This is a genomic window from Pseudoalteromonas sp. UCD-33C, from assembly GCF_001306895.1.
GTDB lineage: Bacteria > Pseudomonadota > Gammaproteobacteria > Enterobacterales > Alteromonadaceae > Pseudoalteromonas.
Map to the genome: position 1 here is coordinate 59528 of NZ_LJTB01000003.1, position 13164 is coordinate 72691.

10 protein-coding genes and 5 tRNA genes are annotated in these 13164 nt (G+C 42.1%); 3 read left to right on the forward strand and 12 right to left on the reverse strand.

The window, feature by feature from the left end; all coding sequences use genetic code 11:
- Position 1 precedes the first annotated feature (1 nt).
- Entirely contained in the window at positions 2-994 is a 993-nt protein-coding gene (locus AOG26_RS08350) for a peptide ABC transporter ATP-binding protein (protein ID WP_054562069.1), read from the forward strand.
- Positions 994-1755 (forward strand): ATP-binding cassette domain-containing protein, encoded by a 762-nt coding sequence (locus AOG26_RS08355; RefSeq protein ID WP_054562070.1) that lies wholly within the window; start codon positions 994-996, stop codon positions 1753-1755. Before AOG26_RS08350 ends, AOG26_RS08355 begins: the two co-directional genes overlap by 1 nt.
- A 136-nt stretch (positions 1756-1891) precedes the next feature.
- Here AOG26_RS08355 and AOG26_RS08360 read toward each other — a convergent pair whose 3' ends face one another.
- The 12 genes from AOG26_RS08360 to AOG26_RS08420 form a co-directional block, all read right to left on the reverse strand.
- Positions 1892-2290 carry a GNAT family N-acetyltransferase gene (locus AOG26_RS08360; protein WP_054562071.1) on the reverse strand — a complete coding sequence of 133 codons (399 nt, stop codon included), beginning with the start codon at positions 2288-2290 and terminating at the stop codon, positions 1892-1894.
- Between the two features lie 83 nt (positions 2291-2373).
- Positions 2374-4275: a peptidylprolyl isomerase gene (gene ppiD / locus AOG26_RS08365; protein ID WP_054562072.1), complete on the reverse strand. Its 1902-nt coding sequence runs from the start codon at positions 4273-4275 to the stop codon at positions 2374-2376.
- Positions 4276-4433: 158 nt separating this feature from the next.
- Positions 4434-4724, reverse strand: coding sequence for an HU family DNA-binding protein (locus tag AOG26_RS08370; protein WP_175580427.1), 291 nt, complete (start codon positions 4722-4724; stop codon positions 4434-4436).
- A gap of 197 nt (positions 4725-4921) precedes the next feature.
- Positions 4922-7282, reverse strand: coding sequence for an endopeptidase La (gene lon / locus AOG26_RS08375; RefSeq protein ID WP_054562073.1), 2361 nt, complete (start codon positions 7280-7282; stop codon positions 4922-4924).
- A 143-nt stretch (positions 7283-7425) separates the two neighbouring features.
- Positions 7426-8709: an ATP-dependent protease ATP-binding subunit ClpX gene (clpX, locus tag AOG26_RS08380; protein ID WP_054562074.1), complete on the reverse strand. Its 1284-nt coding sequence runs from the start codon at positions 8707-8709 to the stop codon at positions 7426-7428.
- Positions 8710-8844: 135 nt separating this feature from the next.
- Positions 8845-9462 (reverse strand): ATP-dependent Clp endopeptidase proteolytic subunit ClpP, encoded by a 618-nt coding sequence (gene clpP, locus AOG26_RS08385; RefSeq protein ID WP_054562075.1) that lies wholly within the window; start codon positions 9460-9462, stop codon positions 8845-8847.
- A gap of 273 nt (positions 9463-9735) precedes the next feature.
- A complete protein-coding gene (gene tig, locus AOG26_RS08390) occupies positions 9736-11040 on the reverse strand; it encodes a trigger factor (protein ID WP_054562076.1) in 1305 nt (434 codons plus the stop codon).
- A 410-nt stretch (positions 11041-11450) separates the two neighbouring features.
- A tRNA-Pro gene (locus tag AOG26_RS08400) sits at positions 11451-11527 on the reverse strand.
- Positions 11528-11569: 42 nt separating this feature from the next.
- Positions 11570-11646 (reverse strand) — tRNA-Pro (locus tag AOG26_RS08405).
- 16 nt (positions 11647-11662) lie between these two features.
- Positions 11663-11738: transfer RNA gene (locus AOG26_RS08410), tRNA-His, on the reverse strand.
- Positions 11739-11761: 23 nt separating this feature from the next.
- A tRNA-Arg gene (locus AOG26_RS08415) sits at positions 11762-11838 on the reverse strand.
- 50 nt (positions 11839-11888) lie between these two features.
- Positions 11889-11965, reverse strand: a tRNA-Pro gene (locus AOG26_RS08420).
- A gap of 341 nt (positions 11966-12306) precedes the next feature.
- Between AOG26_RS08420 and folD the strand changes: the two genes are divergently transcribed.
- A complete protein-coding gene (gene folD / locus AOG26_RS08425; protein ID WP_054553151.1) occupies positions 12307-13161 on the forward strand; it encodes a bifunctional methylenetetrahydrofolate dehydrogenase/methenyltetrahydrofolate cyclohydrolase FolD in 855 nt (284 codons plus the stop codon).
- The last annotated feature ends 3 nt before the right edge of the window (positions 13162-13164 follow it).

A 13164-nucleotide genomic window follows, 5' to 3' on the forward strand; every position in this document is an offset into this window, starting at 1 on the left:
TATGCAATTACTCGATATTCGCAATCTCACGATAGAGTTACGCACCTCAGATACCGTTATTCGTGCGGTTGATAGAGTCAGCATGACCTTAAAAGAAGGTGAAGTGCATGCTTTAGTTGGCGAGTCTGGCTCAGGTAAAAGCTTAATTGCAAAAGCCATTGTTGGGGTTTTAAATAAACGCTGGCATATCACCGCTGATCGCATGCATTGGCGTGGTGTTGATTTAATGCGCTTATCTAACGAGCAACGCCGTAAACTAGTAGGTCAAGACATTGCTATGATCTACCAAGATCCGAGTCGCTGCCTAGATCCAACTGCCAAGATATTCGACCAAATTGCCGAGACCCTGCCTGCGCAAGCAACCAGTGGCTTTTTCTTAAAGCGAAATAAACAGCGTAAAGACAGAGTAAAAGCGTTAATCCACAAGGTCGGTATTAAAGATCATAAAAAGGTGCTCGACAGCTACCCTCATGAGCTCTCTGAAGGGATTTGTCAAAAAGTGATGATTGCCATGGCCATTGCGCGTACCCCAAAACTATTGATTGCCGATGAGCCAACTACCGCCCTTGAAAGCACCACGCGTGCGCAAGTATTTAGACTGTTAAAAAGCTTGAACCAGCTAAAGAACATGTCGATTTTGATGATTTCTCACGAACTTGAAGAAATTGTTGAGTGGTCTCATGGCATGCATGTTCTTTACTGCGGACAAATGGTTGAAGCTGGCCCAACTAATCGTATTTTTAGTCAGCCATATCACCCTTATACTCAAGCACTGTTAAAAAGCTTGCCTGACTACGAGCAAGGTCTGGCTCACAAAGAGCCGTTTTATGCTTTAAAAGGCACCATTCCGACCTTGCAGCATTTGCCAATAGGCTGCCGCTTGGGTCCACGTTGCCCACAAGCACAAAAAGAATGTGTGGTTACCCCAAAATTGACCAAGCATCATAGTCATAGTTATGCCTGCCATTTCCCATTAATTAAGGCGATGAAATAATGCAACCACTGCTCAAAGTTCAAGCGTTATCAAAGAGTTTTAACCTGCGTGCAGGCTTGTTTTCACGCAAACGATTCTCTGTTTTAAGAGATATTTCGTTTTGCTTAGGGCAAGGTGAAACCATTGCAATTATCGGCGAAACCGGCTCAGGCAAAAGTACCTTAGCTAAATTACTCTCAGGAGCCGATAACGCTGATAAAGGGCAAATTTTGCTCGATGGTAATATCATCGAAAATGATGGCTTGCGTGATAACGACTGTCGCCACATTCGTATGATCTTCCAAGACTCTGAGGCGTCGTTGAACCCGGGTTTAACCATTGGCGACATGCTTAACGACTGTTTACAGTACAACACTGACTTAAACAAAGAAGAGCGTGAAGATAAAATAAAACAAACCCTCGCAAAAGTGGGTTTGCTTTTAGATCATCAGCACTATTACCCGCATATGTTTAGTAGTGGACAATTGCAACGTATAGCGCTTGCACGGGCTTTAATTTTAGACCCTAAGGTTGTAGTGCTCGATGAGGCGTTATCGTCTCTAGACCCGTCTGTACGCGCACAAACGGTAAACTTATTACTGCGTCTACAAAAAGATACTGGCCTTAGCTATGTGCTTATTACTCATCACCTAAGTTTGGTGCGTCATATTAGCGACCAACTTGTGGTACTTGATCACGGTGAGATTGTTGAATACGGCCAAACTGAAGCGATTTTCCAAAACCCGCAATCAAACGTGACGCAGAAGTTGTTGAACTGCTGATAGTGAGCTCTCAGCTGTCAGCCGTAAGCTATCAGTTTGATTCGGCGTTAAAACGCCTCCTACGCGAGCGGTTTGATCACTCAATTAACTCTACTCTTGCAGCTTTACTCTTTCCCCTTGTTACTTTTCACTCGTATCAAAACTTTTTATACATCCCCTGGCTTTGTGGTGCGACAAACTTGTAGCCAAGCTTTTCGTAAAAGCCTGGTTTGTCAGCGACCATAGTGACATAACTACCTTCAAAGGCGGCAGATTCAATGTAGCGGTCAACATGTTCCATAATGACACGCCCTAACCCTTGTCCTTGATATTCAGGTGATACTGCAATATCAACCACTTCAAAATTACAACCGCCATCACCAATAACGCGGCCCATGCCAATCAACTCATCGTTTTTACGAATACAAATAGCATAAAGAGAGTTTGGTAACCCCGCCTTTGCAGCCGCTAATGAACGTGCTGATAAGCCAGCTTTGAGGCGCATATCACAGTACTCTTCTGCGCTTGGTAGCTGCTCGATCAGACTGTACTCCATAAATGCTCCTAGTAATTTGCATTACCTTTAACGGTAACAAAAAAGGCGCCAGTAGGCGCCTTTTATTTAACTCAGTTTGCTAATTATTCAGCAGCTTGAGTCGCTTGCGGTACTTGCACTTCAGCTTGTGCTTTTAGTGCTGCAATAAATACCATGTAGTTTTTATTCACTTGAGCCATAGTGATGTTTTGCTTTTGTTGCTCATTAATCTCAACTTCAGTCGCTGGATTAACTGCTTTTAACGCAACAATTGCCGCATCGCCATTGTTTAGGTCAACAACTTCAACCTCTGGTGCTCCTTGTGGGTGAGCCATTTTGAAAGCTTGTTGAACAATCGCTGGTGACACTGTGTAAGCTTGACGAGCAAGTGCAGCTTCTTGGCGTACTGTTAGGCCTTCCGCTTGTGCAACTTCGTTTAGGCTCTTACCAGCTTCAATCTCAGCGTATAGAGTGCGTGCTTTTTCTTTAGCAAGCTCCGATGCTTTTTGTGAAACTAAGGTCGCCTTAATTTGCTCAGAAACATCTGCTAGTGCTTTCGTTGTAGCAGCTTTGTGATCGTTTACACGAACAACAACAGCATGCTCATCGCCTACTTCAATTACTTCTGAGTTCATGCGGTCTTCTAACACTTCAGGTGAGAAAATAGCAGTAACAACTTGTGGGTTGTTTAACGGCTCAGGTAATGCATTGCGAGTAACAAGTTCTGTTTTCTGTACTTCAACGCCAGCTGCTTCTGCTGCATCAATTAAAGTATCTGAAATTTCGAACGCAAGCTCACCCATTTGAGTTTGCTTTTCATAGAACGCATTAATTTTCTTAGTACGCTCAAGTTCAGCGCGAAGCTCATCTTTTACGTCAGCATATGGTTTAACTTGCTGTGTTTGAATATCAGTAAGTTTGATGATGTGATAACCAAACTCTGATTCTACAACGTCAGAAATGTCGCCTTTGCTTTCTAGTGCATACGTTGCATCTTCAAACGCAGGGTCCATCATGTCACGTTCAATCCAGTCTAGGTCGCCGCCCATTTCTGCACTCACTACGTCATCAGAAGATGACTCAGCTAGCTCAGCAAAGTCAGCACCGTTTTGTAACTGCGCTAGTAGCTCTTCAGCTTTCGCTTTTGCTGCATCATCGTCTTCGCTGTTATCAATTAAGATGTGCGATACACGACGTTTTTCAGGCTCAATATATTGTGCACTGTTTTGATCATAGTAAGCTTTGATATCTTCTTCTGAAACACTTGAATCAAGCGTTAAGGTAGCTGCATTTAAGTCAATGTAACTTACAGACACTTGCTCTGGTGCTAAGAATTGCGGTTGATTCAACTCATAGTAATCAGCAATTTCTTGCTCTGTTACTTCGATACCTGCTTGTAATGATTCTTTAGCAACAACTAAGTAATCAATACTGCGCGTTTGCTGTTGTAGAGCAACGCTGTTGTTTAATTCATTTTCTAAGATGAAATCTGTACCAGCAACAGCACCTACTAATTGGCTGCGTGTCATGTCTTCACGTAAATATTCACGGAAAGCATCTGGTTGGAAATTCATTTGACGAATAACTTGTAAGTAGCGGTCGTTGCTAAACTGGCCGCCTACTTGGAAGTAAGGCATTTCTAAAATTGCTTTACGAACACTTTCGTCACTTACACGAAGACCTAATTCTGCCGCTAGTTGAGTTTGCAATTCTTGTTGTACTAAACGGTCGATTACGCCTTGGCGAATTTGTGCCATGTAATTTGGATCAGCAGCGATTTGTGCGAAGTATTCACCAAATTGTTGTTCTAAACGGTTACGTTCGTTTTGGTATGCACGGCTGAATTCGGTTTGGCTAATTTTAACTCCATTTACTTCTGCAACGGGTTGCTCTGTGGTTTGTCCTAAATAACCACCGATCCCAGCTAAAGCAAAAGATAAAATCACCGCGCCTAAAATAATTTTGGCTGCAGGTCCCTGCGAACCTTCTCTGATTTTCTCAAGCATTTATCTATCTCTATTCTGATCAGGTACAAATTAACCCTGCTCATGTAAAAAAAGCGTATCTTACCAGATACGCTTTTTCACTTGAAGTAACTGGTGATAAGTTACCTAAATTCAATTTAAGTGTGATTAGGTATCTCTCACCAACTAATCTTTAATGATTAGTTTACTGCGTCTTTCAGCGCTTTACCTGCTTTGAAAGAAGGAATGTTTGCTGCAGCAATCTGGATAGTCTCACCAGTTTGCGGGTTACGACCTGAACGCGCTGCACGCTCACGTACAGAGAAAGTACCAAAGCCAACTAGCGCTACTGAATCGCCATCTTTAAGAGCGCCTGAAACAGCCTCGATGAATGAATCTAGTGCACGACCTGCAGCCGCTTTAGAAATGTCAGCGTCAGCTGCGATTTGATCGATTAATTGAGATTTATTCACAATATCATCCTCTTTCATTGTTATTATCAAGAGCGATTGTTTTTATAAAAAATAACATCACTGTTTTGAAAATTTATGAGCAAATTAAGTTTATACTCAGTTTATTATATTTTTCTCAACCCTAGGCCACATAAGGCCTAGGCTTGAAAACTAGTGCTTAACTTATCATACCCTTTGTATTTGAAAAGCCCCTAAATGCACTTTTTTGCGGTTTTTTACTGGTTTTTTTCAGTTTCGACAGAAAAACTCTCAACTGGGTGCTTCAAAGCCAGTTTTAAAACGTCATCAATCCATGTAACTGGGTGAATTTCAAGGCCCTCTAATACGTTGTCTGGGATCTCTTTTAAGTCACGTTCGTTAATTTTTGGAATAATAACGGTTTTAATTCCACCACGATGCGCTGCCAATAGCTTCTCTTTTAAGCCACCAATAGGTAATACTTCACCACGTAATGTGATTTCACCTGTCATTGCAACATCTGAGCGCACTGGGTTACCCGTTAAGCTCGATACCAAACCAGTTACCATGGCAATACCAGCACTTGGGCCATCTTTTGGTGTTGCACCTTCTGGCACGTGAACATGAATGTCACGTTTCTCATAGAAGTCGCTATTAATGCGAAGTTTTTCAGCACGATTACGAACGACCGTCATCGCAGCCTGAATTGACTCTTGCATTACATCACCAAGCGAACCTGTGTAAGTTAGCTTGCCTTTACCTGGTACAGCTGCAGATTCAATAGTTAGTAAATCACCACCTACTTCAGTCCACGCAAGACCCGTTACTTGGCCAATACGGTCACCGTCTTCTGCTTTACCATAATCAAAGCGTTGTACACCTAAGAACTCTTCAAGGTTGTTATCGTCGATAAGGACCTTTTTAGTGTCTTTATCAAGCAGGATGTTTTTAACTGCTTTACGGCATAGTTTTGACACTTCACGCTCTAAGTTACGAACGCCCGCTTCACGTGTGTAGTAGCGGATAATGCCAATAATTGCGCTGTCAGCAATTTCAACTTCATGCTCTTTTAAACCATTGCGCTTAACTTGCTTTGGAATCAAGTGTTGTTTAGCAATGTTTAGCTTCTCATCTTCGGTGTAACCCGATAAACGAATCACTTCCATACGGTCTAATAATGGACCTGGAATATTAAAGCTATTTGATGTTGCCACGAACATCACATCAGATAAGTCGTAATCAACTTCTAAGTAGTGATCGGCAAAATGGCTATTTTGCTCAGGATCAAGTACTTCAAGTAATGCTGATGCTGGGTCGCCACGCATATCTGATGACATCTTATCGATTTCATCTAATAAGAATAATGGGTTCTTTACACCAACTTTAGTCATATTCTGGATTAACTTACCAGGCATAGAACCAATGTAAGTACGACGGTGACCACGGATTTCCGCTTCGTCACGAACTCCACCTAATGCCATACGCACATATTTACGACCTGTAGAACGAGCGATTGACTGACCCAATGAGGTTTTACCTACACCAGGAGGACCGACTAAACATAAAATTGGGCCTTTAAGCTTATTAGTGCGCTGCTGCACCGCTAGATACTCAATAATACGCTCTTTAACTTTATCTAAGCCGTAATGGTCACTATCTAAAATCTTTTGTGCGCCAGCTAAGTCTTTTTTCACCTTAGAGCGTTTTTTCCAAGGTACATTGATTAACGTATCAATGTACGAGCGCACGACAGTTGCTTCCGCCGACATCGGCGACATCATTTTTAATTTAGATAACTCAGCGTTTGCTTTCTCTTGCGCTTCTTTAGGCATACCAGACTCTTCGATGCGTTTTTTAATTGCTTCGAATTCATCGGGTACATCATCAAGTTCGCCAAGCTCTTTTTGAATCGCTTTCATTTGCTCGTTGAGGTAATACTCACGCTGCGACTTTTCCATCTGCTTTTTCACGCGGGTACGGATTTTTTTCTCAACTTGCAGTAAGTCAATCTCACCTTCCATCAGTGCCATTAAGTATTCAAGACGCTCAGTCACATCGGCAATCTCAAGTACTTTTTGCTTTTCAGGTACCTTAAGCGGCATGTGTGCTGCCATGGTATCAGCAAGGCGTGCAGCTTCATCGATGCCAGACACAGAAGTAAGTACCTCAGGTGGGATCTTCTTATTAAGCTTTACGTAGCCTTCAAATTGGCTAATTGCGCTGCGAATAAAGATATCTTGTTCTTGCTCGTCGATATGGCTTGATTCGATGAACTGTGCTTCTGCCACAAAGAAATCATCGTTATCTAAAAACTTTTCAACGCTTGCACGTTGTGTGCCTTCAACAAGCACTTTAACGGTGCCATCAGGTAACTTTAATAACTGAAGTACTGTGGCAATGGTGCCAACACGGTAGATATCATCTTGCTGCGGATCATCAACAGAGGCGTCTTTTTGCGCCACTAGGAAAATTTGTTTGTCCTTGTCCATCGCCGCTTCTAGGCATTTTATTGATTTTTCACGACCAACAAATAGCGGGATCACCATGTGTGGATAAACCACTACATCGCGCAGTGCCAACACGGGGATTTCGACTCGATCTGTTCTCTCAAGCGTCATTATATTCTCTTCGCACTTCATTTATTTTAAAGATTACTCAAGTATATGGGGATATGTAAGGGAAAGTTCAACATATTTATAAAAAAAGGAGCCTTTGGCTCCTTTTTCGTGTTCAACTGCTTAACTTTTAAACTATTACAGCTTTATTCTGATGCAGCTTTGTCTTGGTTACCGCTTTGGTAAATCAAAATTGGGTCTGATTCACCTTTTATAACGGTTTCATCAATAACCACTTTGCTAACATCATCCATCGAAGGTAATTCATACATAGTATCAAGTAATACGCCTTCAACGATTGAACGTAAGCCACGAGCACCTGTTTTACGCTCCATTGCTTTATGAGCAATTGCGCTAAGTGCATCTTCACGGAACTCAAGCTCAACATCTTCCATCGCAAATAATGCAGAGAACTGTTTGGTTAATGCATTTTTTGGTTCGCTCAGAATTTGAATAAGCGCCGCTTCATCTAGCTCTGTGAGTGTCGCAACAACCGGAAGACGACCAATAAACTCAGGAATTAAACCGTATTTCACTAAATCTTCAGGCTCAACATCTTTAAATGTTTCACTTAAGCTACGGCTACCTGATGATTGCTTAACTTCAGCACCAAAACCAATACCGGTATTTTTATGGCTGCGTTGTTCAATCACTTTATCTAGGCCAGCAAACGCACCGCCACAGATAAATAGGATCTTAGAAGTATCAACTTGTAAGAACTCTTGCTGTGGATGTTTACGGCCGCCTTGTGGTGGCACAGATGCAACCGTACCTTCAATTAACTTAAGTAAGGCTTGTTGTACACCTTCGCCCGATACGTCACGGGTGATCGATGGATTGTCAGACTTACGAGAAATCTTGTCGATTTCATCAATGTAAACAATACCACGTTGTGCTTTTTCTACGTCGTAATCACATTTTTGCAGTAGCTTTTGAATGATGTTTTCAACGTCTTCACCTACATAACCTGCTTCAGTTAGTGTCGTTGCATCGGCCATCGTGAATGGGACATCAAGTAAACGAGCCATGGTTTCAGCAAGTAATGTTTTACCACTACCTGTAGGACCGATTAGTAGAATATTACTCTTACCAAGCTCAATATCTGCATTGATTGTTTGATTGCGTAAACGTTTGTAGTGATTGTATACCGCAACCGACAGCACTTTTTTCGCGTGGTCTTGGCCAATCACGTAATCATCTAAGTGATCACGAATTTCTTTCGGCACAGGCAGTTTATCAGACGCATTATGCTTCGGCGCAATGTCTTTGATTTCTTCCCTGATAATATCGTTACACAGCTCTACACATTCATCACAAATATATACTGAAGGGCCAGCAATTAGTTTGCGAACTTCGTGCTGGCTTTTGCCGCAGAAAGAGCAGTATAACAATTTATTACTTTTGTCGCCGTCTGTAGGAGTGTCAGACATTCAGCTACCTCATTTATTACGTTGGCAGTAGCACTGGGCTACTGCTAATTCACTATGTTTAACTATATCAAAGAATATCAGTTTTCGCATAGTAAAGGGTGATAGCTAACAATACGTTATTATTAGCTATTCAGATTACTTCGAATCGCGGCTTGAAAATACTGAGTCAACTAGGCCGTATTCAACTGCTTCGCTAGCAGTCATAAAGTTATCACGGTCTGTATCACGAGAAACCACATCGAGTGGCTGGCCAGTATGTTCAGCCATTAAACGGTTTAACTTATCTTTAATTGATAAAATTTCACGGGCATGGATCTCAAAGTCAGATGCCTGACCTTGGAAGCCACCTAATGGTTGGTGGATCATTACACGTGAGTTAGGTAAACAAAAACGCTTACCTTTAGCGCCACCTGATAGCAAGAATGCACCCATGCTTGCCGCTTGACCAACACAAATAGTGCTTACATCAGGCTTGATAAAATTCATTGTATCGTAAATTGCCATACCCGCAGTCACAGAACCGCCTGGCGAATTAATGTAAAGATAAATATCTTTTTCTGGGTTTTCTGATTCTAAAAACAGCATTTGCGCAAGAATCAAATTAGCCATGTTATCTTCTACTTGGCCAGTTAAGAAAATGATGCGCTCTTTTAAAAGACGTGAGTAAATATCATATGAGCGCTCACCTTTAGCTGTTTGTTCAACAACCATAGGGACTAGTGCGTTTAGAGGGTCTATCATACCGCTATTCATTCTTATTTAATTCCTTATCCGCTGCGACTCATCCTTACTATAAGGAAAGCACATTTATACTAATGTAAGTTAAGCTGTCTATTCAATCTTTATAACTATATAGGAACTTATCAGAACAAATTCAATCCTCGCTGAAAAAAGTTCTGAAATAACATCAGTATTGTTGGTTTTTTTGAAACTGATACCACAAACTAAAATGGCCCGAGTACGCTGTATAAATACAGGGTAACACGAGCCATTTAATCGCTAGCGAGAGCTTAAGTCAATGACTTATTAAGCACCTTGCTGTGGATTCATGATGTCGTCGAATGCTTTTTCAACGTCAGTCACGTTTGCTTTAGCTAGGATAGCTTCAACTGCTTGCTCTTCCATCGCTACGTTGCGCATTTGCTGCATAAGCTGATCATTTGCTTTGTAGTACTCTACTACTTCAGTTGGATCTTCGTATGCAGAAGCTACAGTTGCGATTAACTCTTCAACTTTAGCGTCGTCAACTTTAAGCTCGTTCGCTTTAATTACTTCACCTAGTAATAGGCCAGTCTTAACGCGAGTTACAGCTTGCTCGTGGAATAATTCAGCTGGAAGCTCAGGCATGTTTTTAGCGTCGCCACCGAAACGTTGTGCAGCTTGCTGACGTAGTGCATCAATTTCTTGATCTACTAGCGCTTTTGGCACTTCGATTTCGTTGTTAGCTAAAAGACCTTTGATAGCTTGATCTTTAACGTTAGCTTTAACTGCTTGGTCAAGCTCACGTGTCATGTTCTTTTTAACTTCTTCTTTAAGAGCGTCAACACCGCCTTCAGCTACACCGAATTTAGTTGCGAACTCTTCGTTAAGCTCAGGAAGCTCTTGAGTTTCAACTTTCTTAACAGTGATTGCGAAAGTAGCAGCTTTACCTTTAAGGTTTTCAGCGTGGTACTCTTCAGGGAAAGTTACTTCAGCAACAACTTCTTCGCCCGCTTTTTTGCCAACGATGTTGTCTTCGAAACCTGGGATCATACGACCTTGACCAAGTTCTAGTGGGAAGTCTTCAGCTTTACCGCCTTCAAACTCTTCGCCTTCGATAGAACCAACGAAGTCGATAGTTACACGGTCGTTCTCGCCTGCAGCTGCGTCAACTTCAGCCCAAGAAGCGTGTTGCTTACGTAGAGTTTCTAGCATGTTAGCTAGGTCTTCGTCAGTTACAGATACAGCTGGTTTTTCAACAGCAATTTTATCTAAACCTTGAATTTCAACTTCTGGGTAAACTTCGAAAGTTGCATCGAACTCTAAATCTTTACCAGCTTCTAACGCTTTAGGAGCGAAAGTAGGAGAACCAGCTGGGTTAATTTTTTCAGAAACGATTGCTTCGATGTAGTTGCGTTGCATTAATTCGCCAGCAACTTCTTGACGTACTGCAGCACCGTAACGCTTGTTGATGATAGACGCTGGTACTTTACCAGGACGGAAACCATCGATACGCTGGGTTTTAGACAGTTGTTGTAAGCGTTTTTTTACTTCAGTCTCAACGTTCTCTGCAGGAACGGTGATGGTCAGACGGCGCTCAAGGCCTTGAGTCGTCTCAACAGAAACTTGCATGATTTACCTCAATCTTCAATTTTGGCGACTGTTCGCCTTCCTTACAAACAAGGTGATCTCCATGAGTGATAGCAAGTTTTAACGCTGAATATTTCAACTTAAAACGGCGCATTGTAACCATGAGATACCATTGCTGCTTTGCCCCTATGGGCACTATGTTAAACAATAGACGCGGCATTATAACCTAATATTTATGATAGTCGAGTCTGGGGGGCAATTATTTGGCGTATATAGCAGCAATCAGCGTTTAAATGCGTAAAAAACGAACGCAACAAAATAACAAAGGAGAATTAAGCTGAATTAAAGGATGTATTTAGAAATTGAGAAGTGGTCGACGATGCAGGATTTGAACCTGCGACTGAATTGGATATACCCAAACCAATTGTTCTTTGACCATAAATCTTTAAAAGTGGTCGGCGATGCAGGATTTGAACCTGCGACCCCTTGGACCCAAACCAAGTGCGCTACCAAACTGCGCTAATCGCCGATACTGAGAGAAGTTTTGAAAATAAAGACCACTTATTAAAAGTGGTCGGCGATGCAGGATTTGAACCTGCGACCCCTTGGACCCAAACCAAGTGCGCTACCAAACTGCGCTAATCGCCGATATCTTAGAGTAAATTGGGGTGACTGATGGGGCTCGAACCCACGACAACCGGAATCACAATCCGGGGCTCTACCAACTGAGCTACAATCACCACGGCATTTACATATTTTCAAATGGCGCACCCGGAAGGATTCGAACCTTCGACCAACGCCTTAGAAGGGCGTTGCTCTATCCAGCTGAGCTACGGGCGCATCGAAAACTTCATAAGCTTGCCTGTAAGCGCCGCTTCTTAAAGAAGAAGTGGTCGGCGATGCAGGATTTGAACCTGCGACCCCTTGGACCCAAACCAAGTGCGCTACCAAACTGCGCTAATCGCCGATGCTTACCGTTGTTTGCGAGTGACCTCGTTAACAACGGGGTGCATAATAGTGATTTGACCGAGTCAGGTCAAACATTTTTTTAAGAAAATAATTCAATCGGTCACTTTTAGTTCATAATGGTTAAATATTGCAAATATAAGCTAAAATTTGAACTCTTTTTTATAAAGTAGCGCTTTATATAAGATTGCATCTTGGCGCTATGATGCTTTTCTGCGAAAATACGCAACATAAATAAATATGATCAAACAAACATGATTTGTGTATCCACGCCCCCTTTATTGGATAATCATATTTAGATGTATCAGTATCAAGTTAACTAACCCCAATTAAAGGTCACCCATGACGGCAAACATCATCGATGGTAAGGCAATAGCTAAACAAGTACGCAGCAATGTAGCAGAGCGAGTTGCAGAGCGTGTAGCGAATGGATTACGCGCTCCAGGACTAGCAGTAGTGTTAGTTGGTCAAGATCCAGCTAGCCAAGTGTATGTTGGTTCTAAACGTAAAGCATGTGAAGAAGTCGGCTTTGTATCTAAGTCTTACGATTTACCTGGCGACACAACTGAGCAAGATTTACTTGCATTAATAGATCAACTAAACGAAGACAAAGAAGTAGACGGTATTCTAGTACAGTTACCTTTACCTCAGGGTCTTGATGCTGAAAAAATTCTTGAACGCATCACACCACATAAAGATGTTGATGGTTTCCACCCTTATAATATTGGTCGTTTAGCTCAGCGTATGCCGGCACTTCGTCCTTGTACACCGAAGGGTATTATCACCCTACTCGACTCTACCGGTGTCCGCTACAAAGGTATGCACGCAGTTGTTGTTGGTGCGTCAAACATTGTTGGTCGTCCTATGTCACTTGAGCTTTTACTTGCAGGCTGTACAACAACGGTGTGTCATAAGTTTACTCAAGATTTAGAAACGCATGTTCGCCGCGCTGATTTATTAGTTGTTGCGGTTGGTAAACCTGAATTCATTCCGGGTGATTGGGTTAAAGAAGGTGCTATCGTAATTGATGTAGGTATTAACCGCCTTGAATCTGGCAAGCTTGTTGGTGATGTTGAATACGATATCGCTGAACAAAAAGCACATTTCATTACACCAGTACCAGGTGGTGTTGGCCCAATGACTGTGGCAAGCTTAATCGAAAACACCCTTGAAGCGTGTGAAAAGTACCACAGCTAAGAA

What these genes read in the sequence shown, in the direction of transcription:
- AOG26_RS08350 (WP_054562069.1), top strand. Translation starts at nt 2, where the DNA reads ATGCAATTACTCGATATTCGCAATCTCACGATAGAGTTACGCACCTCA.
- AOG26_RS08355 (WP_054562070.1), top strand. Translation starts at nt 994, where the DNA reads ATGCAACCACTGCTCAAAGTTCAAGCGTTATCAAAGAGTTTTAACCTG.
- AOG26_RS08360 (WP_054562071.1), bottom strand. Translation starts at nt 2,290, where the DNA reads ATGGAGTACAGTCTGATCGAGCAGCTACCAAGCGCAGAAGAGTACTGT.
- ppiD (WP_054562072.1), bottom strand. Translation starts at nt 4,275, where the DNA reads ATGCTTGAGAAAATCAGAGAAGGTTCGCAGGGACCTGCAGCCAAAATT.
- AOG26_RS08370 (WP_175580427.1), bottom strand. Translation starts at nt 4,724, where the DNA reads ATGAAAGAGGATGATATTGTGAATAAATCTCAATTAATCGATCAAATC.
- lon (WP_054562073.1), bottom strand. Translation starts at nt 7,282, where the DNA reads ATGACGCTTGAGAGAACAGATCGAGTCGAAATCCCCGTGTTGGCACTG.
- clpX (WP_054562074.1), bottom strand. Translation starts at nt 8,709, where the DNA reads ATGTCTGACACTCCTACAGACGGCGACAAAAGTAATAAATTGTTATAC.
- clpP (WP_054562075.1), bottom strand. Translation starts at nt 9,462, where the DNA reads ATGAATAGCGGTATGATAGACCCTCTAAACGCACTAGTCCCTATGGTT.
- tig (WP_054562076.1), bottom strand. Translation starts at nt 11,040, where the DNA reads ATGCAAGTTTCTGTTGAGACGACTCAAGGCCTTGAGCGCCGTCTGACC.
- folD (WP_054553151.1), top strand. Translation starts at nt 12,307, where the DNA reads ATGACGGCAAACATCATCGATGGTAAGGCAATAGCTAAACAAGTACGC.